Annotated in this window: 22 protein-coding genes and 1 pseudogene; 2 read left to right on the forward strand and 21 right to left on the reverse strand. The window is 51.5% G+C overall.

Features of this window, described 5'->3' with window-relative positions; all coding sequences use genetic code 11:
- Positions 1-69 precede the first annotated feature (69 nt).
- Positions 70-960 (forward strand): macrolide 2'-phosphotransferase MphN, encoded by an 891-nt coding sequence (mphN, locus tag DPV68_RS14530; protein WP_114167482.1) that lies wholly within the window; start codon positions 70-72, stop codon positions 958-960.
- 69 nt (positions 961-1,029) lie between these two features.
- On the opposite strand, the gene DPV68_RS14535 is transcribed toward mphN, so the two are convergent.
- The 19 genes from DPV68_RS14535 to DPV68_RS14625 form a co-directional block, all read right to left on the reverse strand.
- Positions 1,030-2,466, reverse strand: coding sequence for an ImmA/IrrE family metallo-endopeptidase (locus DPV68_RS14535; RefSeq protein ID WP_114167483.1), 1,437 nt, complete (start codon positions 2,464-2,466; stop codon positions 1,030-1,032).
- 4 nt (positions 2,467-2,470) lie between these two features.
- The gene (locus DPV68_RS14540; RefSeq protein WP_114167484.1) at positions 2,471-2,758 is read right to left on the reverse strand and encodes a hypothetical protein; all 288 of its coding nucleotides are present in this window, start codon (positions 2,756-2,758) and stop codon (positions 2,471-2,473) included.
- A 5-nt stretch (positions 2,759-2,763) separates the two neighbouring features.
- A complete protein-coding gene (locus DPV68_RS14545; protein ID WP_114167485.1) occupies positions 2,764-3,213 on the reverse strand; it encodes a hypothetical protein in 450 nt (149 codons plus the stop codon).
- Positions 3,214-3,222: 9 nt separating this feature from the next.
- A complete protein-coding gene (gene mobP2, locus DPV68_RS14550; protein WP_114167486.1) occupies positions 3,223-4,377 on the reverse strand; it encodes a MobP2 family relaxase in 1,155 nt (384 codons plus the stop codon).
- The gene (locus DPV68_RS14555; protein WP_114167487.1) at positions 4,370-4,621 is read right to left on the reverse strand and encodes a hypothetical protein; all 252 of its coding nucleotides are present in this window, start codon (positions 4,619-4,621) and stop codon (positions 4,370-4,372) included. Before DPV68_RS14555 ends, mobP2 begins: the two co-directional genes overlap by 8 nt.
- 192 nt (positions 4,622-4,813) lie before the next feature.
- The gene (locus DPV68_RS14560) at positions 4,814-5,653 is read right to left on the reverse strand and encodes a coiled-coil domain-containing protein (RefSeq protein ID WP_114167488.1); all 840 of its coding nucleotides are present in this window, start codon (positions 5,651-5,653) and stop codon (positions 4,814-4,816) included.
- Entirely contained in the window at positions 5,654-6,232 is a 579-nt protein-coding gene (locus DPV68_RS14565) for a hypothetical protein (RefSeq protein ID WP_114167489.1), read from the reverse strand.
- A gap of 30 nt (positions 6,233-6,262) precedes the next feature.
- Positions 6,263-7,369: a lysozyme family protein gene (locus DPV68_RS14570; protein ID WP_114167490.1), complete on the reverse strand. Its 1,107-nt coding sequence runs from the start codon at positions 7,367-7,369 to the stop codon at positions 6,263-6,265.
- The gene (locus DPV68_RS14575) at positions 7,369-9,321 is read right to left on the reverse strand and encodes a VirB4 family type IV secretion system protein (protein ID WP_198662337.1); all 1,953 of its coding nucleotides are present in this window, start codon (positions 9,319-9,321) and stop codon (positions 7,369-7,371) included. The genes DPV68_RS14570 and DPV68_RS14575 overlap by 1 nt, the downstream gene beginning before the upstream one ends.
- 17 nt (positions 9,322-9,338) lie before the next feature.
- Positions 9,339-9,959: a hypothetical protein gene (locus tag DPV68_RS14580; protein ID WP_114167491.1), complete on the reverse strand. Its 621-nt coding sequence runs from the start codon at positions 9,957-9,959 to the stop codon at positions 9,339-9,341.
- 1 nt (position 9,960) lies between these two features.
- The gene (locus tag DPV68_RS14585) at positions 9,961-10,260 is read right to left on the reverse strand and encodes a DUF5592 family protein (protein ID WP_114167492.1); all 300 of its coding nucleotides are present in this window, start codon (positions 10,258-10,260) and stop codon (positions 9,961-9,963) included.
- Between the two features lie 6 nt (positions 10,261-10,266).
- Entirely contained in the window at positions 10,267-12,204 is a 1,938-nt protein-coding gene (locus DPV68_RS14590; RefSeq protein ID WP_370447083.1) for a pLS20_p028 family conjugation system transmembrane protein, read from the reverse strand.
- Positions 12,205-12,224: 20 nt separating this feature from the next.
- Positions 12,225-12,632 (reverse strand): hypothetical protein, encoded by a 408-nt coding sequence (locus DPV68_RS14595; RefSeq protein ID WP_114167494.1) that lies wholly within the window; start codon positions 12,630-12,632, stop codon positions 12,225-12,227.
- Between the two features lie 16 nt (positions 12,633-12,648).
- Positions 12,649-12,891, reverse strand: a complete 243-nt coding sequence (locus DPV68_RS14600) for a hypothetical protein (RefSeq protein WP_012390470.1) — start codon at positions 12,889-12,891, stop codon at positions 12,649-12,651.
- Positions 12,892-12,907: 16 nt separating this feature from the next.
- Positions 12,908-15,199 carry a VirD4-like conjugal transfer protein, CD1115 family gene (locus DPV68_RS14605; RefSeq protein ID WP_198662338.1) on the reverse strand — a complete coding sequence of 764 codons (2,292 nt, stop codon included), beginning with the start codon at positions 15,197-15,199 and terminating at the stop codon, positions 12,908-12,910.
- An 86-nt stretch (positions 15,200-15,285) separates the two neighbouring features.
- A complete protein-coding gene (locus DPV68_RS14610) occupies positions 15,286-16,386 on the reverse strand; it encodes a hypothetical protein (protein ID WP_114167496.1) in 1,101 nt (366 codons plus the stop codon).
- A 66-nt stretch (positions 16,387-16,452) separates the two neighbouring features.
- A complete protein-coding gene (locus DPV68_RS14615; protein ID WP_012390467.1) occupies positions 16,453-16,677 on the reverse strand; it encodes a hypothetical protein in 225 nt (74 codons plus the stop codon).
- 12 nt (positions 16,678-16,689) lie between these two features.
- The gene (locus DPV68_RS14620) at positions 16,690-16,872 is read right to left on the reverse strand and encodes a hypothetical protein (RefSeq protein ID WP_021065836.1); all 183 of its coding nucleotides are present in this window, start codon (positions 16,870-16,872) and stop codon (positions 16,690-16,692) included.
- 298 nt (positions 16,873-17,170) lie between these two features.
- The gene (locus tag DPV68_RS14625) at positions 17,171-17,659 is read right to left on the reverse strand and encodes a helix-turn-helix domain-containing protein (RefSeq protein WP_114167497.1); all 489 of its coding nucleotides are present in this window, start codon (positions 17,657-17,659) and stop codon (positions 17,171-17,173) included.
- 337 nt (positions 17,660-17,996) lie between these two features.
- Here DPV68_RS14625 and DPV68_RS14630 point away from each other — a divergent pair, with 337 nt between their 5' ends.
- The gene (locus DPV68_RS14630) at positions 17,997-18,221 is read left to right on the forward strand and encodes a helix-turn-helix domain-containing protein (RefSeq protein WP_114167498.1); all 225 of its coding nucleotides are present in this window, start codon (positions 17,997-17,999) and stop codon (positions 18,219-18,221) included.
- A gap of 98 nt (positions 18,222-18,319) precedes the next feature.
- On the opposite strand, the gene DPV68_RS15160 is transcribed toward DPV68_RS14630, so the two are convergent.
- Together DPV68_RS15160 and DPV68_RS14905 are read right to left on the reverse strand one after the other, a co-directional pair.
- The gene (locus DPV68_RS15160; protein ID WP_255418328.1) at positions 18,320-18,445 is read right to left on the reverse strand and encodes a hypothetical protein; all 126 of its coding nucleotides are present in this window, start codon (positions 18,443-18,445) and stop codon (positions 18,320-18,322) included.
- Between the two features lie 64 nt (positions 18,446-18,509).
- Positions 18,510-19,379, reverse strand: a pseudogene (locus tag DPV68_RS14905) (hypothetical protein); the annotation flags it as partial.

Consider the following 19,379-nt stretch of genomic DNA (forward strand, 5'->3'; position numbering starts at 1 on the left):
TGAAAAAGTATTAAAAATGCATAAATTTCACTTGCTTATCGCACAACATAAAAATTGGAGGAACAAATCATGAACGAATTTAAACGGCTTGCAAAAAATAAAGGATTAGATGTGTTAGAGAATAGCATTGTGGTAAATGAATCGGGTGTTGATTTTCAGGTTGCTTATGCAAAAGATACGCTTGGTAGCAAGTGGATACTAAAAATTCCTCGAAGATTAGATTCGATGAGGAGCGCCTTGAAAGAAAAGAGGGCACTAGAAATTATGGAAGAACATGTGAGTTTTCAAGTTCCAAATTGGTCAATTTTTGATGATGAACTAATTGCGTATAAGCAATTAGATGGTGTTCCGGTTGCAACAATTGATGTAGAGCAACAAGATTACATCTGGAGTTTTGACAAAGAGAATACACCACAATCTTACTATCAGTCATTAGGTAAAGTGTTGGCAGAACTACACACATTACCACATCGACACTTCAAAGAAATCGGTATCAAAACTCTATATGCTAGAGATTTAAACAGTTCAATGAAGATACGGATGGAGAAGGTGAGACAGAAGTATCATGTGAATTCAGAGCTATGGGAGCGTTGGCAAGAATGGTTGGCGAATGATTCGCTATGGCCATCGCATGTAGGTGTAAGCCACGGGGATTTACACCCTGGCCACATACTAATAAATAAGAATTTTGAGGTCTCTGGTTTGATAGATTGGACAGAAATTAGTATTGCGGACACATCTGTGGATTTTCTATCACATCTATTACTGTTTGGTAAGGATGGTTTGACAAAGTTACTCGATGCTTACGATAATGCAGGCGGAAGAACATGGTCAAGAATGGACGAGCATATAATTGAGTTGTTAACAACCAGCGCAATAACTGTAGCTGAATTCGCAGAGATATCTGACCTACAAGATATGCGTGAAACAGCTGCTCATATGCTTACACAAAATGTATGAGGTAAAAGCAATGGCAGCGCTCTGAAATTGAAAAGGGTATGAATTTTTAAATCATCATACCCACGAATGTCACCAGAGTCTTTCGATGTTAAACAATGAAATTCTTGAAAGGGACTTTTGTTCTTCATCTAACAACACGTCATGCCAGTGATTTTCAAGCGATTTCAGGACCGGTCTCTCCAAACGATTGGTTTTTTCAAGATGGTGTAAAGGATGTACGGCACTTTCCGGGTCGAAGTGACCACTGACCAATGGCTGATTCGGTAAGGCGATTGTATAAGCGACAACCTGGTCTTCACTGAAGTCATGATTATTGGTGATGCCGAACTGCTGAAACCCGAGACCCATACCGTGAATATACATGAGCGGCTCATCGACGCGATCCACTTTCAGGTTCGTCTCGAGGGCCGCTTTTGCGTTCAGATAGGGCTCCACTTCCTCGGGAAACACACTTTGTACGGCATGCACTCGTTCATAAAGACTGAGGTCAGCGTCTTTCCATCCCATGCGCCGCTCCAGCTGTTCAAGGTAATCAAGAGGGCTCTGCTCTTTCTCTTGTTGCAAGGTGTTCACCTTCTCTAAATGTGATTCGATATGGTCGATAAAAGCTGCGGACGTCTGATGGACTTCCTGCAACAGTTGTTCCTTGTCGAGGAGCTCCTTGTCTTTCGTCCAGCCGGCCAGATAAGAAAGCGAGAAATCGTCCGTCGGGAACCCGAGTTGATGTGAGACGACATAGGCGACCATCTCGGCTTGGAACTCCTTCTCGGGCGCCGTGAGCGGTTGATCGCGTTCAAAATTCCGCTCTTGGTTGTGTAGCTCCGCGTGAGCGAGCTCGTGGATCAGGACGCTGATGTCCTCGATCGACGTGTTTCGTGGGTTCAAGGCGATCGCATGTAGTTCCGGATAGTAACAACCCTTCGCCGTCCCGATTTCGTCGAGCGGTTCCTCCAATAGTGTCACATTCCGGGCATCTGCGAGCGTCGTCAAGGCGTCACGGATGTCTTGTTCGTTCTCGAGCCCGCCGTCCCGGTGATACCGTTTGAAGATGCCCGAGACCTCGATTCCTTTCTCGCGCGCGTCGGTCTGTGTGTACTCGAACACGTGACCAATCTTGAAATACATCATCTTGCGTGACGGGACTCGCCCTTGTTTCACGCCGTCCTTGATCGACTTCGGTGCCTTGCTGAGCGGTACCCATTCATCTTTGTGTAAGGCGTACGTCACCGGGTTCGGGACGAACACCTTGATGCCACGTTCACCTTTTTGAACCTGTGCGCCTTGCTTCTCCCAGAACGGATAAGAGCCGACCGCGACCGCGCCGGGGAACTGGGATTCGATCAAGACCGCGTTCCGCATCGAGTATTGATGGAACTTGCCGAGGAACTGTAGATGCTCACGAATCTTTTCCGGGCTCTCGAAGTAGCTGTCGATCTGTTTTCCCATTTGTTCGGTCAAGGCCTCGAGCTCGGCCTTCCGCTCTTCGTTCGTCTTCATCTTGGCCATCGTGTCAGACTCCTTCCTTCAACAAGGCGGTGACAGATTCATCACTATCCGCAAATTCGTTCAGTTCACGTTCGAGTTGTGGCGATAATTCCGGTATGTCGAGTAACAGCCGTGTCCGCTCGAAATTGATGGGAAGCAAGACGATCTCGTCTTGCGCGATGGCGGTCAAAAGTTGGTGCTCGGAAACGGACACCGGGATGTCGTACCGTTTTCCATAGATGAGGACCGTGACGGTATCAGATTGAAGCGTCAACAGTTGTCCCATCGTGAAGGGACGGTCAAGTGGTCGCATAAGATTCATCCTCTCTCAAAAGTTAAAGTGTCCTTCTTCTGTTTTTGATGCTCGATACGTTCCTGGACGACACGTTCCGCCGTCGCGAGGAACGTCGGCTTGAACTGGTCCGTCGTCATGATGTCCTCGATGCCCTCGGTCTGCATGAGTGCCTGCAGGAGCTCTGTCAGGATCTGCCCGTGGCGGTCGGAGCGGTTCGCGGCGAGTCGGATCCGCTCGAGTTCCGTCGATATCTGCTCGTTCACCAACTCTTCGATATGACGAGAGACCTGTGTGCTGATCGAGCGGGTGAGGAACTGCATGTCCCACTTCTCGTCGGTCAGTTGTCTATGCTCGTCTACGATATGGTCGATGACCTGACCAAGATGACCGAAGCGTTTGTCGTCGGAGAACTCCTCCAAATATGTGACCGTCTCCGGTTTCAAGCGAAGACGGATTTGTCTCAACTCTTCCATCGTCCTCCCTCACTTTCCATATTCGATGTCTCGTTCCAACTGTTCGAAAGCGCGTTGATTCTTCAGATGTTCGAACTCGTCGTTCATGTGCCGCTCGAGCCGGTAGAGTGATTCGTTGAATAGCTTTTGCTGGTTGAATGCGCGTCTGACCGGATGTTTGGGGGCTCCATCTTTCTCAACTGTCGTTTGTTCTATTGACAAGTCGCGCATCTCGGAGAGGATAGCGTTCCCCATCCGGGTATAGAGGTCCTGTCGCTTCGTCGTCCGGTATCGCTCGGCCTTCTCCGTGTCGCCGTAGCTACGACGATGGAACGACACCTCCTGTTCGAGTCGCGCGTTGAAGGCTTGCAACTCTGATTTGAAGTGAATGTCGATATAACGGTCAGTCAGACGGTCGAGCGATTCACGGAGCGGCTGCATCCCGTTCATGTTATAGCGCCACTGTCGTTTGTCTTCCGGCAACCGCTCATAGATGTCCTTGAATTGACGGACGAGCTCGGGATGCAGGACACGGTTCGGGAGCGTTGGAATCTTTCGGTTCCGTTTATGGGCGACCAGTTCGTCTCTTATGAACGCATTCAGTTTCTCCTGTTCTTTCGTCCGGTCGGCGAGGGAATGGATGACCTTCGACTTCATCAGCTCGATCGATTGTGGTTTTCGCTTGCCGCGCTCGCGCATGTGGCTCGTCTCGACGATTGCGACATGAATGTGGATATTGTCGGTGTTGTAATGTACCGCACCGGTCCAGTAGGCATGGACCATCTTCTCTTTTTGGAGCATCGCCTCGACCGCGTTCCGCGTCGCCTGGATCAACCGTTTCTCGTCGACGAGGTCGTCGTGGAGCACACCGGTCTCTAGTAGCCAGGTGTTGTCGAACGAGATGACGTCCTGCCAGAGGATGCTCCCGTTCTCTTGCGCATGCTTGAAGATGTCGCGGACGGCGCGACGCTTTTCGTGGTTCAACCGGTCGTCCTCGCGTGTGAACAAACCACTCGATTTCGTCTCGTCTTCCATATAGTTTTGATACGTCTCAAACTGTTCCCGGCTGTCTTTCGCGTCCGGACGATTGATGTAGTCGAGGTACGTCGTGTAGCGACGCGACTTTTTTTTCGTGCCCGGGACCTTAAACTTCGACTTGATGACGACGCCCGGTGTCTCACGCATCCTGCATCACCTCGTTCAACAAACGGGTCACCGCGGCGAGCTCGTCCGCGCTCCTTTTTAAGTGCAGCGTGTTCGCCTCGAGCTGTCGTTCGAGTCGATCGACCTGCGTCGATTGGATGCCGTTCGCGCACCAGGAGGCGAGTAGTTCTTTCAAATATTGTTGCCGGGAGCGGTTGTGTTCCTTCGCCCACTCATCGATCTGCTTCACGATGACGGGGTCGATGTCGCGGAGTAACAGATCCATTTGCCTGACCACCTTTCTAGAGGCTGTATTTTGCCGGCGTCTTAAAAACTGATTCAAAGAGCATAAGGGGAAACTGCTATCACTTGTCGTGATAGCCCAGGCAGAGCCTGGGGTTTCCGTGATATCATCAAAAGTCCGAAAACGGCACGAAATGTGCCAGTGAAACCAGCGATTTGGCACAAAATGTGCCACTTAAATTGACAGTTCTCGGAGCCGGACGCGTAACTTGTCGTGCTTTTCTTCGAGCGCTTCGACCGATTGTTCGAGTTTTTCGAGTTCAAGTGTGAGCTCGTCACGCTTCCGACCGAGATCGAAGATTTCGTTTTCCTGTTCGACCTGTTCGTCGAGCGAGAGGTAGGGAAGTTCGTCTTCGAGTTCCTCTTTGTCACGGTCGAGTCGCTCGATCTGTTGCCGTTGCGCTTCGACTGACTGCTGTGCTGTTTCCAAATGCCGCTCGGTCTCCGCGAGCTCGTCCTCGACGAATAGTCTCGTGAAAGTTGTCTCGTCAGATGAGGTGTGGCTCGCCTGTTCGATGGTCCGGCGGTCGGCATAGAGTGACGTCAACAAACTGTTCTCCCGTTCCTCGGATGTGAGTGTGTCGATTGATTGTGACTCATCCAATCCGTAAATCCGGACAGCGAGCTGGTCGAAGTCGCTCGGAACATCTTTCAATTCGAGCACGTATTGATCGTTCCGGTCATACAGCACCATGACTTCCTTCTCGGAATCCGGACGTGCCTTATAGACATAGAGGAAGAGATGATTGTTCGTGTTATCTGGTGCTTCATCGAGCGAGAGTCGGATGCGTATTGTCTTGGCCTCCGTATCGTAACTGGACGCGTGGAGCGTCACGGTCTCCCCGTTCGAGAGACGGATTGCCTCGTTGATCGGCGTCTCATTGACCGGTGCTTCTTCAGCAAAGAAGAACGACGAAGTACCGAAAAAGAGGAAGCCGATGACAAAGAATACGCCGAGTCCGAGGTAGAACCGGGAGACGTTCTGGGTGAGACGCCGTCGCGTTTGTCGTCGCATCTAGATCCCTCCTTCCGGTGTCAGATCTTCCATTTCGGTGACGACCAAACGTCCGTCGATGGACTCGAACGTCAGGGCCAACAGTTCTTGCGTCGTCTCTTCATAACCCGTCTCGGTGATCCACAGCTGCTGTTCGAACCGTACGAGGCAATCTTCTCCGGAGACAGAAGGGAACACCTCAATGTCGCGGACGGTCGTCTCGAACGTGCCGACATCGCTGCCATCAGCGGCGAAAAGTGTGGCCACGAGTTCTTCCGACATGACGTCTTTCGCCTGTCGTTTCTGGGTCGTGTAACTGTCCTTCGTGATGGTGAAGGCATACTCGACGAAGCGCGTCGCGCGTGTCACCAGCTCTTCCATTCGTTTTGTCTCCGTCGAAGCGACGACTTGTTCAGTGCCCGACGACGACTCTTCAGAGTTTGCCGATTCAGAGTGAGTGACGCTCTCATTTTCCGTCTGATTCGTGTCTGAAGTACTCGTGACAGCCGTCACTTGTTGATAGAAAAAGACGTTCGCCGCAATCGAAATCAGGAGCAGTACCCCGAACAGATACGCGAGGTGACGGGCGGTGAAGTTCATTTTTCCTCCTCCTTTCCATACATCCATGACTCAAAATCCGAAGACCGGGGCGGGGTCGATGTGACCGGACCATTCGCTCGTCTTGATCTCGAAATGTAGATGGTTCCCGCTCGAGCGGCCGGTCGTGCCACAGTACCCGAGCGCCTGCCCAGCGTCGATCTGTTGTCCCGTCTGGACGCCGAGACGACTTAAGTGTGCGTACGCCGTGATGTAGTTGTCGTGCCGGACCTGGACGAGATTGCCGTACGGTCCGCGGTTCCCACTATAGATAACGGTGCCACTTTTGACCGCATGGATCGTGTCGGACGGGGTGCAACTGAAGTCGATACCGGTGTGGTTGTCCCGTTGTCCGAAGACGACGCGCCACCCGAAACGTGATGTCACGTTGAGTGGGATGGCGAGCGGGGAACGTAATCCCGACAACAATTCTTTCGTGACGACCCCGTCGGCGACGGCGATCGGCGCGAGGTATTTCAACACCGCGTCGACATACTCGATGTCCCCGTAACAGGCACCGTGCTGGACCGCACTCGGGCGATGACAACGATAGATGCCGGTGTGTTTCACGCGCTGGTACATCATCTGCGAGAACGAGATGGCGAGCTCTTTCGAGTACCGTCCTCCGTTCTGTTGCACATAGTCAATAAAGCCGCCGCCGAAGTTGTAACTCTGTAACGTGAGCTGCACGTCACGGTTCGTCCGTTCGAAAACGGAGGCGAAATGTTCGACGCCGTAGACGATGCTCTCCTCGGGGGAGGTGATGCATCCGATGCGTCCACACTTCGATTCGCTCGCCTGCATCGGGTCGTTCCCGCGTCCGCCGCTCTCCTGCATCATGAGCGCGAGTACGAGGTTCGTCTGTTCGGCCAGTCCGTGCTTCGACAGTTCCGATTCGACCAAGCCCCGATATTGGAGCACCTGGTCGCTCACTTGAAGACCGCCCGCCGTGTCGAACGTGACGTCGGTCGGTTGTTCGTTCTGGACACCTGTGAGCGTGTCGAGGATGCCGACAACGAGGATGACCAGGAACAACACGAGTGCCGCGATGCCGAGCAGGATGAGCCGCCACTTGAGCGTCGCGAGCTGCCATTTCGCTGTGACGGCGAAGCGGGCCGTCCGTTTCGCGGCCGCCCACATCAGGCACCTCCACCGAACAGGGCGAGCTCTTCGGGCGCGACATCGACGTCAAAGATGAGGTTCTGCACACCGGAGATACTCAGGACGACACGCCCCGTCTCAAGTGAGGGGATGATCCGCATCTCGGAGTTCGAGAGCTGCCCGTCGAACACCGTCTGGATGATCGGGATGCTCTCCGCGTCCTGCTCGCCGATAATCTTGTATTGCGTCAACTGGAAGAGCGACTTGACGTTCTCCGCGTTCTCGGACTTCGATCCGGCCGGTACGAAGTCGGTGATCAGATGCGACACGAAGAAGATGCCGCCGAAATACTTGCGCGCCTCGCGCATGCAGCGTTGCAGATACAGGATGGCCGGCTGGGCGATGTCACGCGTGTTGATCAAGTGGTGCGCCTCATCGATGACGATGAGGTACTTGCATGCTTCCTCGGTCCGGAGCACGCCCTGGTTATAGGCTTTCAGTTGACTCGAGCCGTTGGCAATCATCCCGTCCCACAGCATGTTCATGAGTGAGAACACCTGCGCCTGGAACACTTCGTCCCGCAGGCTCGTCAGGTTCCGGAGCGGGAACGAGACGATGAGCTCCTCGTCGAACCGGTCGATCGAGGAGTGCCCGTCGAAGATGTTGCCGTAGTTATGGACGAGGTTCGTGACGGCGAGCTCGATGTTCTCGAGACGCCGCACCCGGTTCGGACTGATCGCCTCCTTGATCGAGGTGCGTGTGTCGTCCGTGTAGAGCTCACGACGCACGAGTTTCAAGAAGTCAGAGAACGTCGGGTACCGGTTCGCCGGATGCGTCGTGATCGGCAGTTCGCCCTGTTCGTCCCAGAGCCCGTGCCGAACGTACAAGTCCCGGAGCAGGATCTCGAACTCGTTCGTCTCTTCCTGTGTCGCCGCCGGGTTGATGTAGTGATAGAACACGGCCATCTTCGACAGATGCTGCATGAACGAGAGTGCCTCGTTGGCGCTGCCGTCGTTATTGGTCACCGTTTTATAGACATGGAGCGGGTTGATGAGCCCGGCCGACCCGTCGAGCGCGATCTCTTTCCCGCCGAGCTGACGCACGAGGTCGGAGAACTCGCCCGTGACGTCGAGGATGCGGATCTTGTTGCCCTTGATCGCCTGGTCGAGAACCGTCTTCTTGAGGAGCGTCGACTTCCCGGACCCCATCTTGCCGATCATGAGCGCATTGTAGAATTTGCGCTGTTTATCCTTATGGAACAGGTCGAAGATGACGCTTCCGTTCGTGTCGGTCGTCCCGTAATACGTCCCGGTCGCGTCTTGGAGTGACGTGAAATGGAACGGATAACCACCGGCGATGGAGAGGGACGGGATTTCTTTGCCACGGCGCCGGTTCGGGAGCTTTTGTTGTTGATCATAGCTCGTGAACAGGCTCTGCCATTCCCATTCCTGTTCGTTCAGGAAGATCGTCGAACGGAAGTTTCGGGCCTCGAGCTCTTCCATCACTTCCTGCACCTTCACCTCGAGCGCGTCGAGCGTCTTCGCCTTTACATAGAGGCGGAGGTGCAGATATTTCATCGTCTCGCCCTGGGTGATCTGTTCGTAGAGCTCGTTCAGCTCCTTATACGTCTCCCGGGCGTCGATGCGGTCGATGTTGTCCTTCGCGTTTTCAAAGCGTGTGTTCTGTTCGGCCATCGATTTGTTGATGGTCTGGATGATCTCACGCTTGTCGGCCGTCCCGATGTCGAGTGTCGTCAAAACACCGGGCATGTTCAGGATGGGTTCGAGCCAGTAGTCATAGACGAGCGACTGATATTTGTAGACATGGAGACACGACAGGTAGCCGTCCCCGAGCCGGACGAAGTTGGCGTCGAACTTAATGCCGCCCTGCGGCTGGATCTTGGCGATGACGTCGGGGTTATAGCCTTTCTCAATCTTGACGGTCTCAGGGTCCTGTTGTTTGGACAGTCGTTCACGCAGGCGCTGCCACATGCGCGTCACTCCTTTCTTCAGGCGTCGAGTTGCGGTTTCGTGTTCGGGTTGTTTAATTGATAGAGCACATGCACCTTCTGATTGAGCGTCAGCTCGCGCATCGGATTCGAGCGGCGGAGCAGTTTATAGAGGTGTGTCTTCCGCTCGCGTAGCGTCCGCTCGTCATCGGCATAAAAAAAGAGGAGATAATCGCGATTGGTGCGATGCTCCTCGAGGTATTCGAGCTCCTGCTTCTTTTTGAGTAAAAAGGGTAGGTAGGCCGGTGTCTGATTTTGTCGAATCTGACGCTCGATGCTGATCTTCTGCCGCTCGAGACTGAGCGGTGTGTTCAGTGGCACGACCTTGAGCGGGTGCGTGTACGCTTGCAGAAGATAGGCGAGCGAGAACACGTCATGGTCTTTTTCCTCCTCATTCAAGGAGTAGATGTCCTTTGAGGTGAGTTGGACCATGTCGAGATAGGTCCCGTCGCGCATCTCGAACGCCTCGGTCCCGGTGATGTCGACGACCGGCATCAGTTCGGCGACCGTCGGTTTGACGACGACCTTGTCTTTGACTTTCCGTTTCTCGACCACGTCCTGTTCGTCAAGCCAGGTGCCCGTGCGTCTCGGTTCTTGTAGCGACTCCTCGATGAAAGCCATCTCAATCACGTCCTTTCGTGTGCGCGTCGAGCGCGAGATAGGTGTCTTTCCGTTTGATGAGCGCGTAATAGAGCGCGTGGACCATCCGCTTCTGCGGGTTCGTCGCCGGTCGGAGTACCATGAACAGACCGAATACGACGAGGAAGACCGTGAACAGGATGTGTAGCACCGACGGGATGAACGGGAGCGTCACGAGCCGGAGTACGATGAGCCCGACGAGGAATAGGAAGTCATGAAGATAGAGCATCTTGTTGATCTTCAGTTCGGTCGTGACCTCGTTCGGGATCCGGTATTTGCGCATGGGTCATCACTCCTTCTTCTTGGTGTAGTCAGGTTTAGGCGGCGAGGTCGGATAGATCCGTCGCGACTCTTCCTGGTGCTGGCTATGACGGTGAGTCTGACTCTCACGCACCTGTTCGATGACTTCGGTCTCGACGTCGAGCACGGTCTCTTGATGGATGGTCCGTCGGGCGCGTCCTTGGCGTTTCTCTGTTGTCGCATCATTCGAACCCGTCGTAGAGGACGAAGACGAGGATGAGTTGCTTGAATGTGATGCTTCATGAGGTGTCGGTGTCGTTACGTCATTTCTGTCTACTGATTCATTGTGACGATGGCCTGGTCCGGATGTGGTATCGGTGGACCCGGTGACCGATTCGAGAGTCGACGAAGCAGGGACTGGAGAATGACCAGAACTTGAATGGTCGTGAATCGACTCCGGTCTTTGCGTCTCCGATGACGTTGTTGGATGGTCGGCACGTTCGGTAATCGATTCAGGAGACGTGCGACCCGACGCTTCCTTCACATTTGGAGAGCCTAGCGCTTCCGGTTCTGATTCTTGACCACTGATTGGTTGCGCAACGTCCTTCGGACTTGTCGGATTCTCTTGGTCGGTCTGCGTGCGACTGGCGGTTTGATTCGCCTGGTCGAACTCATTCGAATCAATCTGTCGCTCATTGTCCATCCTTTGTGGAGCTTGGCTCGCCGCACTAAGCGGGGAACCATTCTGACGAATGGCGTTTGAATCCATCCGAGCCGTCGCGGCTTCATGGAGCGACGGCATCTTCGGTACGCCTTGTCCGGCACGCGCGACCTTCGATACCGCGTGGGCACCGACCGAGGTCACGCCTTTCCCGGCGGCATAGGCGCCGAGCGCGACACCCCAGCCTCGTTTTAGCCCCGCATCGATTCCGAATAGCCGCTCGACCATGTTGGGCCCGTCAATCAATGCGACCGAGAAGGCGATGAGGGCGATCAGATAGGCGAACCCGTCTAACGTCTCCGCGAGATAGGCAGTCCCGATCGTGTACAGCTTGATGGAGAAGAAGATCAGGATAATCACAAGGAACGTGTTCAGAATGCTCTGGATGACCTTCTTCGTCTTTTGACCACTGTGCAGATCGGCCGGTGCGACGAGGATTGCCAAGACATAGTTGAAGGCAAGCTCGAACGAGAGACGTGCCAGTTTATAAGCGATCGAGAACAGCGTGAAGCCCATCATCCCGAGCGTCACGAAGATGGTCAACCAGTTCGGCTGATAGCGGTAGTAATACTGGTTGTTCCATTCGACGCCACCTTGGTCGAGTTTTGAGGTTCCCATCGTTTCACCATTCCAGGTTAGTTTGGACTGAGAGATTTGTTCGCCAGTACTTCCCAAGCGAAATTCATTACTATCGAATACCTCGTTGATATCGATATTTCGTAAATGACTTTGAGGCAGAGAGTTCAAAGCCTCACCTTCCAAACCGGAAAAATCGTTTCGATCATATTCAATCAAATCATGAATGTTTTCTCGTAAAATCTGATTTGATATCGATTCATTGGAAGAGTTTTCGCCAGAGTTTTGAGTTGTAAAATCAATCGCGGTATCACTGAATTCACTTACTTGCGTCATCGTTGGAGATAATAGTCCGAGAATGAGCAACGTGATAAACAGATTGATTAAAAATCCTTCTCGATCAAATTTCTTTTGAAAAATGATGAGGTAACCCGTGAATAGGAAGCTAGCAGCTAAAAGAACGTACAAAAAAGGTTGAATCGTAGAAACGAATTCAACCACTTGAGAGTTATTAAAAAATGTTTTAGTTAGTAATATGCTGTCAGTCACTTTTTCAAGTCCGTCAATCAACACTGCTAAGCCACGTATTAAAATCCAACCCATTGAGCGGAGGGCATCCAGTACCAGTGTACTGAGACTAAGGATATCAGTGAACTCTTGTAGCTTATTTACGACTTCGTTATCACCCATAGAATCCCTCCATTCAGAGGCTATTTAATGAAGTTAGTGACTTGATCCTTTAATTCATCTTCTGTAAGGACAGATACATTTAATTCACGACTGATTTTACCATCAGTCATCTCGTACAATCTGCCACCTTTAAGTTCAGGATGTTCTTGGGTAGAACGTTCTTCAAGATCTTCCCCATTAGGCTGAAATGGATTGAATAAGAGAACATCTTTCTTTTTTTCCGTGGCGACTTTTCGCACAGTATCAACGTAAGCCCCTTCATTACCTTGACTGTCGCTGTCTACAAGAAGGTATGCACTTTCTTGCTCAGTTTTAATATCTGCAATTTCTTCAACAGAAGTCGTAGAAAGATAATTCGAACTTTCGGCACCACACGATGCTAAAAGTAACGAACTTCCAAATAGGACACCAATCAAGATTTTCCTCATAACGTTTACCCCTCCGTCAGACGATTTTCCCCTTCAATAGATCCGCGACTTTTAGGTTGACGCGGAAGTCGAACTTATCTATTAGTGTAACAGTTTTCGGGGTGTCTGAGGTGTCGTCCTGATAGACGGTCAGAAAGCCGTCAGTCGTCTGGATATTGAGCACGTCGCCCCGTTCGAGGCGGACGCGTTGCGTCTCGATGATCCTCGCGACGACACGTAATTCATTCTGGATTCGCTTCTCTCTCGCACTCTCGGCCATGGGTTCGGCCTCCTCTCTACGGTGTGCCTTGCTTCAGTTTTTCGAGTCGTTTCGCGATCATCGTGCTCAAAAAGCTCTTCTGGCTGTCGGTGACGTCGTAAACTCCTAGGTTCAGGTTCGTCTCGAACTCGGGGAGGGGCATTCCGCCGATGTCATGTCCTTCGAACATCGAGCGGAGGATGCTGTCCTGTAGCACGTCACGTACCGTCAAGGACTTATCTTCCTGATTCGATGGAATACTGATATCCGTTTCGTCTTCTTGCTTCGCGAAACGGACGCGGATCTGTTCGAAGTCGAGACCGGCGTGACGACAGGGGATGTCGATATCATGCAGGGAACGGTCCGTGTCGAAGTTGTCCGCCAGGTATTCGTAGCGGTACTTCATCGCTGTCTTGCCGCTCAGGAAGATTGGATACGACTGGATGCGTCGCTTCTTCGTGTCCTGACGCTTGATGACACGGATGATAAGCATCTCACCTTCTTTTAACCCCATGACTTCGGTCGCCGTCATGAGCCGACGGCCGTCCACGTTCTCCGTCTTCGATTTCTTGAGCGAGAACGTCTGTCCGGACCGGGATTTCGTGACGATGGTCGCCTCACCGAGCTTCTTCGAGATCAGTTCGGCGGTCGACTCGTCCGCTGTCAACAGATAGTGGGTGTTCCCACAGTTGCCGTCAATCGTCTTCCAGTCCTCCCCGTACAGGTTCTCGAGCTGGGAATAGGCTTGGATGACGAGATTGAAGCGCATGTTCCGGCCAAGGCAGACCGTGATGATGTTGGCCATGCCCTCGATTGGCGGCATGTTGCCGAACTCATCGAGTAAGAAGACGACCTGGCGCTCACATTTGCCTTGTTTCGTCTGCGAGGCGACCCGAGCGAGCGCTGTGTACACTTGTTTGATGTAGAGCGACGCGATGACGTTGAATGTCGGGTCATAGTCCGGGACGATGAGGAACACCGCCACAGGACGGAGCTGGTGCATTACCTCACGAATCTGTATCGTCCCGTCGATGTAGTAGCGGAAGCGACCGCTCTCCTCATCATGCGTTTTCAGCTGGATTGTCGCAGTGCTTGAGTCGGTCAAGATTTGAACGGCGTCTCCGGTTCTAAGTGACGACGCGTGGTATACGATGAAGCTGCCATCGTCGTCCGTCGTGAGCGCATGGATCGTCCCATCGGGGAACGTGAACGTGAGTCGTGTCAAAGGCTCGGTCCGTCCACTGATCCATCGGTTGAATCCGATGCGTCGCATGTCGAGCGAGTTCATCGACGTCAGCTTCCCGGTCCCGTTCAACGTGAAGATGCCGAGCTTCGCATTCGTGTTGGCCAGGATACTTGCTCGTGTCTGGCCACCGGAGAAGTGGAGCGTCGCGAACTGGAGTCGGGCCGGGTGGTTCTCAGGGAACCGTTGAAAGAACTCGTCGAGCGCGGAGATCTCCTGCCCTTGTCGCGTCATGACCGTCCGCGACCCTAAGTCCGAGAGCATGAGGGCGACGTTGTACATGTTGATCTTCTCCGGTGTGTCCTTCGCCTCTTCACAGAGCCCGAGGATGAGCGCCGTACACAGGTCGATTGACGAGTTGGCCCAGAACGGGTCCCGTGCCTTCGGATCATGGTACAACATGAACGCGACCGATCGCGCATACTGTTGGGCGAGCGAATAGTTCTCCTCGAGAAATGCGTCGATCGTCAGTTGCAACAGGTTGTACGACATTGATTGGAGCGGGTTCATCAGGTTCAACACCTCGACCTGATAACCGCGTTGCTCGAGCGTCTCTTTCGAGGCCGCGAAGAGCTCGCCTTTCGGGTCGTTGATGATCAGGCTGGCCTGATCACTGGCTCGACTGTACAGGTCGATTGTAGAGAACACGAACGTCTCGCCCTTCCCGGACCGGGTTGTCCCGATGACCAAGTTGTTGACGGGCGAGTCATCGATGAACAACTCGTTTTTGACCCGTCCGACGGGGACACCGCCCAATCCGTCATACCGCTTTTTCCGGTCCGGGACGCGGCGGTACTGTTGCTTCAGTTCATCGAATGAGGTGAAGCGGGCGCTCCCTTTTTGATTCTTTCGCAGATCCCGGAAGTTCAGCCATACCTTGCCGAACACGACAAGTCCGATGAACAGACTGAATGCCATCAGTCCAATTAAGACGGTCGAAGAGGGAAGACCCACCTCCAAGAACAAGGAGGGGGAGAGTGTCGGAATCGTCGCCCCGACCAAAAGCCCTTCTTTTAGAATTGGGGTCATGATTTGTCGAATGATGTTGTAGACCCCGTTCAGCAGATAAAAAATCCCGACCGGCAACACCAACAGGCAGAACAGGGCGGGGAAGATCAGACGTATCCGAAATCGTGGTGATAGAGACTGAGTTCTCAATTATTTCACCTACCTTAATCTGAATAAAGAATTGTTTGCAAGTCAATTTCTTCAGCAGCGATAGCGCTTTGAATCTTCTCACGAGCCGAGCTGTCCTTGCTAGAAGTTTTCTTTAGTTTCTCGTTCAGTCCGTCGATCGTGGCCGTACTATCTTGATAGTTGTCGATTTTTTCTTGTACGGCAGGGTCGTTCGTCTTGGACGCCCATTCATTCGCGGACTCGATATCTCCTAGATAGAGATAGGCAGTCACTTTCGCCGAGACGCGGGGCGCGGTCCACTCCACGTCTTTCGTCTTGGCCACAATCTCATGATTCCGTTCCAGTACGGCGATATCAAATGCGCCCTCTTCGGTCGGATGTGACGCTTGGAAGTCCTGGAGCCGTTCCAGTTTCTCCTGATCGGATAGATCGAGCGCGGCCAGCTTCGTCTCGATCAGGATCAGGTCATCCGTGAGCTCAAGTGCTTTCAGGTCTTCTCCTTCCGCCAAATAGAGGTCGGCCAATAGGGAATCCTCCTCCTCGGACCGGTCTTTCCGTTCTAGTAAATCGATGAGCGAGGATTCCTCGCCTTGGAGCGCTTGTTCGTAAGCATCCAACCATGTCTGTTCGCCACCGGTCACCTGTTCGGCGTGTGCCTCCTTGTCGATGAACCATTGCGTGGCAGTGAACAACGATGTGAAGAGAATCCCGGCTGTGGCCGTCCCGTAGATGAGGCGGCGCTGTAGTCGGGTCAGCTTCGACTGATAGGTCGACGAGACGGTTGTGATTGGTTTAACGAACTGGCGCTTATAGTCATCCGGTGTCTCGGCCTCGATCTCGTCGAGGAGCCATAGTTTCTTTGCGTTATCTTCCTTCTTTGTCCGAATCCGTTGTACCCGGTCCTTCACCTGATGGTATAGGTTCGGATAGGTGCCTTCATTTCCGAACGTGAACGTCCCCCGATAGAGCAGTTCGTCTTTTTGGTCGAAGAGCCGGAAGTCACCGGAACAGCTCTTCCCTTCCTCGCTCCGTGCCTGGTACAGGTCATGGGTCGCGATGACCGCCTCGACGAAGGTGAGCCGCTCATAGTTCTGGATCCGTGTGTCCGGCACGTCGGTGAATCGTACAAACAGCATCTCGTTCCTCCTCTCGTTTCAAGCAACAAAAAAAGCCTTCCGATTGGAACGCTGCGCGAATGTGCATTAGAATTTGATGTTCTGGTCGACCATTTCAGCGAGCGTGAACGCGCCCATGACGATGATCAAGCCGACAGCACCGCCGACGAGCCAACCGACGGCCTTCGAGCGGCCCCGATCCCCGCCGAAGATGAAGTAGAAGCCCCCGATCGCGAAGGCGATGGCCGCGGCGATGACGGCGAGTCCCTGGAAGAACTGAAGCAAGCTGAGCCCTGTCTCATTGAGTCCCATGTCGTTCCCTCCTTAATCTTGGTGCGCCGGTGACTTGAAGCTGAGCTTCGCCTCGAGTGCCTCCAAAATGAGTTCCTGGTTGTCCTGGATGACTTGTTGATGTTGTTCGTCGAGCCATTCCTCATAGTCCTTCCCACGGATGCGTAAGAGTTTCTCGGCGAAGCTACGGTTCTGTTTCTGTTCCTTTGATGCCACAGTACACACTTCCTTCCTTGGATTTCTTGATGTGCAGCAGCACATCATTAAGGACAGTCGGATTCGGTGCGGTGGGTTTCTAGCCGTTCCCCCACGAACTCCGCTCCTTATGAATCAAAGGAACTGTACAGGGTTTTTCGATGACCCGGAACGATGATGTGACCTTATGGCGAGTTTTAGGCGACTCTCGCCGAACCATCTGTGCGTAGATCCCGCCCACCCGGTCACTGGTGGGGGATACGCCGGTATGTGATTGGAGGAGACCATCCTTAAGGATGTGCTGCTGCGTCGATGTCGATTACTGTCGAACTCTTTTCCGTTTCTTGACGTGGATGAGCTCGTCGTCCGGGTTCTTGCGTTTGGCAAGCACGTGGGCGTCACAGACGACCGTGCGGATCCGGTAATAGAGTTGCGTCAACTGGACCGCCTCACCGCTTGCCTTCTCGACACCGATGAAACCGTGCAGTTCGTATGTCTTCCCGTCGAACGTGCGCACCGAGTCGGCCTGCGGGAGTTCCTTCAGGTCGAACCGGCGTCGCTCAAGCTTAGTGACGGAACGCTTCGCTCCGTACCCGAAGTCGATGGCGTCCCATGGCACCGTCGCGAGCGTATGCCCGAACGCGCGGGCCAGATGGTCGATATCCGCAATCGACGGCACCGAGCGGTTCTGTTCATACTGGCTGATGGCGGGCTGTGAGATTTCCCCGAGTGTCTTCTCGGATAGTTCGACCTGTGACCAGCCCGAGAGCCGGCGGTTCTCCTTCAACCACTCCCCGAATCGATACATAAGCCTTCCCCTTTCTGTAAACCAGAGCGGCGACCAAACAGATGTTTCCTTTTGTTGGTTCCAATATAACAGGGATAGAAATAAAAATCATCAGTTTTCTGATATGTCAGAAATTTTACAATTGACGATTCTTGTCGAATCCGCTCTACATAAAGGTTTATAGGCAACAGTAACTCAATATTTTTGGTTTTGTAGCACAACTGTAAAAAAATAACGTGTTGATTATAGAAAATAATGACAAGTATTTTGATTTCAAGAGATTGTGGTAGGGTAGAGGAATAGAAGGATTCATAAAGAATAAGTGATGAAGAGAGTACTTTGATCGTGGGGTGAGCAAGTGGAGCTGAATGAGGCAATTGTCGAGCGGATGAAGGAGCTCGCGGCAGAACATAATATGACAATCCATCAAGTGATTCAAAAAGGTGGATTGAATCAAGCTACGATTTCAGAGCTGATGAGCGGACGAACAAAACATCCGAAGGTAAGTACGATTCAAAAGTTTTGCGTTGGATTGAATATTTCATTAAATGACTTTTTTAACGATAAAAAGTTTGATAGTTAATGTATTAAACACTAGTTTCTAAACACATGAACATCCTTTTATATAACCGAATGTTAATCGTAAAACATTCGGTTATATATCCTAATTAGGGGACATTTTTAATGTTTATCGTCTTGATGTTTTTTTAAAGTTTTTCCCGCTTTACTTTTTTGTTTCTTCGAAGACGTTTTACTACCTAATGTCTTCCCCGCCTTTCCTACCTTTCCACCGGAATGTTTTGTCATTTACCCACCTCCTTTCTATATTTTGTTGTATAGACAATAAGACTAAGATGTTTTTTGAGATGCGTTAGGACTTAATAATTCCTTCTTTGTGAAGTACATCTACAAAATTTGTTAACTCTCTATTCAATTCATCAATGAACGATTTCAAATGTGTGTTTAATCCTTCTTTACGTATTTCTATAGGAATGAGAGTGAAATCAAACCATGCTTGAGGATTCACTTTATTCTTCCCTAATAGCTCAAACAAATCCCAATCCTCAAATATAATTCGTTCAAGCTCATATAAACTTATAAATTTGAAATTCGAGCACAGATGGTTGTATTGATCTATATCCAAATCCAGTTCTTGTGCGACTTTTTTATATATTTCTTCTCTACGAATAAAACTATCTTCTAACATAATCACTATTCCAAATGTATCACTTAACTCAAAGGTTTTTCGTTCGTCAAAGGGATGATATTCTTTGCCAAACTTCATGGTAGCATTCCCGTATAACTGAATCATGTTTTCACTTAATCGTAAAATGGTTCTTTCAATGTCACCTTCATTGAGATTACGTAATCCTCTTTGAGGCACTATTGATTTACATTCAATTAGTAGTGCTAAGTCCTGTTTCCTTAACATCAAATCGACGGTTCTTTTTTGATTTCTTTTAAAGTTATATGGGTATTCTTCGATACACTCTTCAAAGAAACTACCTAGACTTACTATGTGTGTTAAATATGACTCGAGAACGTACTTACCAAACTTTGATCTCAGATCATTATTCCCTGCTGTAAGCCTTGTCAAAAGGGAGGTTGTAACTGCTTCTGTCAACGTATGAGGTAAAGGGAAGTATCTTTTTTCTTGATGGAGAATAAATGGATAGGTATAAAGATAGTTATAACTAGTAACGTAATGTTCAGGTTTATTTATAAGTTTTCTCTGTAAATC

The sequence above is a fragment of the Exiguobacterium sp. TNDT2 genome, from assembly GCF_003331145.1.
Taxonomy (GTDB): domain Bacteria; phylum Bacillota; class Bacilli; order Exiguobacteriales; family Exiguobacteriaceae; genus Exiguobacterium.

What these genes read in the sequence shown, in the direction of transcription:
- DPV68_RS14585 (WP_114167492.1), bottom strand. Translation starts at nt 10,260, where the DNA reads ATGCGCAAATACCGGATCCCGAACGAGGTCACGACCGAACTGAAGATC.
- DPV68_RS14575 (WP_198662337.1), bottom strand. Translation starts at nt 9,321, where the DNA reads ATGTGGCAGCGCCTGCGTGAACGACTGTCCAAACAACAGGACCCTGAG.
- DPV68_RS15160 (WP_255418328.1), bottom strand. Translation starts at nt 18,445, where the DNA reads ATGACAAAACATTCCGGTGGAAAGGTAGGAAAGGCGGGGAAGACATTA.
- DPV68_RS14570 (WP_114167490.1), bottom strand. Translation starts at nt 7,369, where the DNA reads ATGTGGGCGGCCGCGAAACGGACGGCCCGCTTCGCCGTCACAGCGAAA.
- mphN (WP_114167482.1), top strand. Translation starts at nt 70, where the DNA reads ATGAACGAATTTAAACGGCTTGCAAAAAATAAAGGATTAGATGTGTTA.
- DPV68_RS14560 (WP_114167488.1), bottom strand. Translation starts at nt 5,653, where the DNA reads ATGCGACGACAAACGCGACGGCGTCTCACCCAGAACGTCTCCCGGTTC.
- DPV68_RS14600 (WP_012390470.1), bottom strand. Translation starts at nt 12,891, where the DNA reads ATGGCCGAGAGTGCGAGAGAGAAGCGAATCCAGAATGAATTACGTGTC.
- DPV68_RS14580 (WP_114167491.1), bottom strand. Translation starts at nt 9,959, where the DNA reads ATGGCTTTCATCGAGGAGTCGCTACAAGAACCGAGACGCACGGGCACC.
- DPV68_RS14545 (WP_114167485.1), bottom strand. Translation starts at nt 3,213, where the DNA reads ATGGAAGAGTTGAGACAAATCCGTCTTCGCTTGAAACCGGAGACGGTC.
- DPV68_RS14540 (WP_114167484.1), bottom strand. Translation starts at nt 2,758, where the DNA reads ATGCGACCACTTGACCGTCCCTTCACGATGGGACAACTGTTGACGCTT.
- DPV68_RS14625 (WP_114167497.1), bottom strand. Translation starts at nt 17,659, where the DNA reads ATGTATCGATTCGGGGAGTGGTTGAAGGAGAACCGCCGGCTCTCGGGC.
- DPV68_RS14535 (WP_114167483.1), bottom strand. Translation starts at nt 2,466, where the DNA reads ATGGCCAAGATGAAGACGAACGAAGAGCGGAAGGCCGAGCTCGAGGCC.
- mobP2 (WP_114167486.1), bottom strand. Translation starts at nt 4,377, where the DNA reads ATGCGTGAGACACCGGGCGTCGTCATCAAGTCGAAGTTTAAGGTCCCG.
- DPV68_RS14610 (WP_114167496.1), bottom strand. Translation starts at nt 16,386, where the DNA reads ATGCTGTTTGTACGATTCACCGACGTGCCGGACACACGGATCCAGAAC.
- DPV68_RS14590 (WP_370447083.1), bottom strand. Translation starts at nt 12,204, where the DNA reads ATGGGTGATAACGAAGTCGTAAATAAGCTACAAGAGTTCACTGATATC.
- DPV68_RS14565 (WP_114167489.1), bottom strand. Translation starts at nt 6,232, where the DNA reads ATGAACTTCACCGCCCGTCACCTCGCGTATCTGTTCGGGGTACTGCTC.
- DPV68_RS14595 (WP_114167494.1), bottom strand. Translation starts at nt 12,632, where the DNA reads ATGAGGAAAATCTTGATTGGTGTCCTATTTGGAAGTTCGTTACTTTTA.
- DPV68_RS14615 (WP_012390467.1), bottom strand. Translation starts at nt 16,677, where the DNA reads ATGGGACTCAATGAGACAGGGCTCAGCTTGCTTCAGTTCTTCCAGGGA.
- DPV68_RS14555 (WP_114167487.1), bottom strand. Translation starts at nt 4,621, where the DNA reads ATGGATCTGTTACTCCGCGACATCGACCCCGTCATCGTGAAGCAGATC.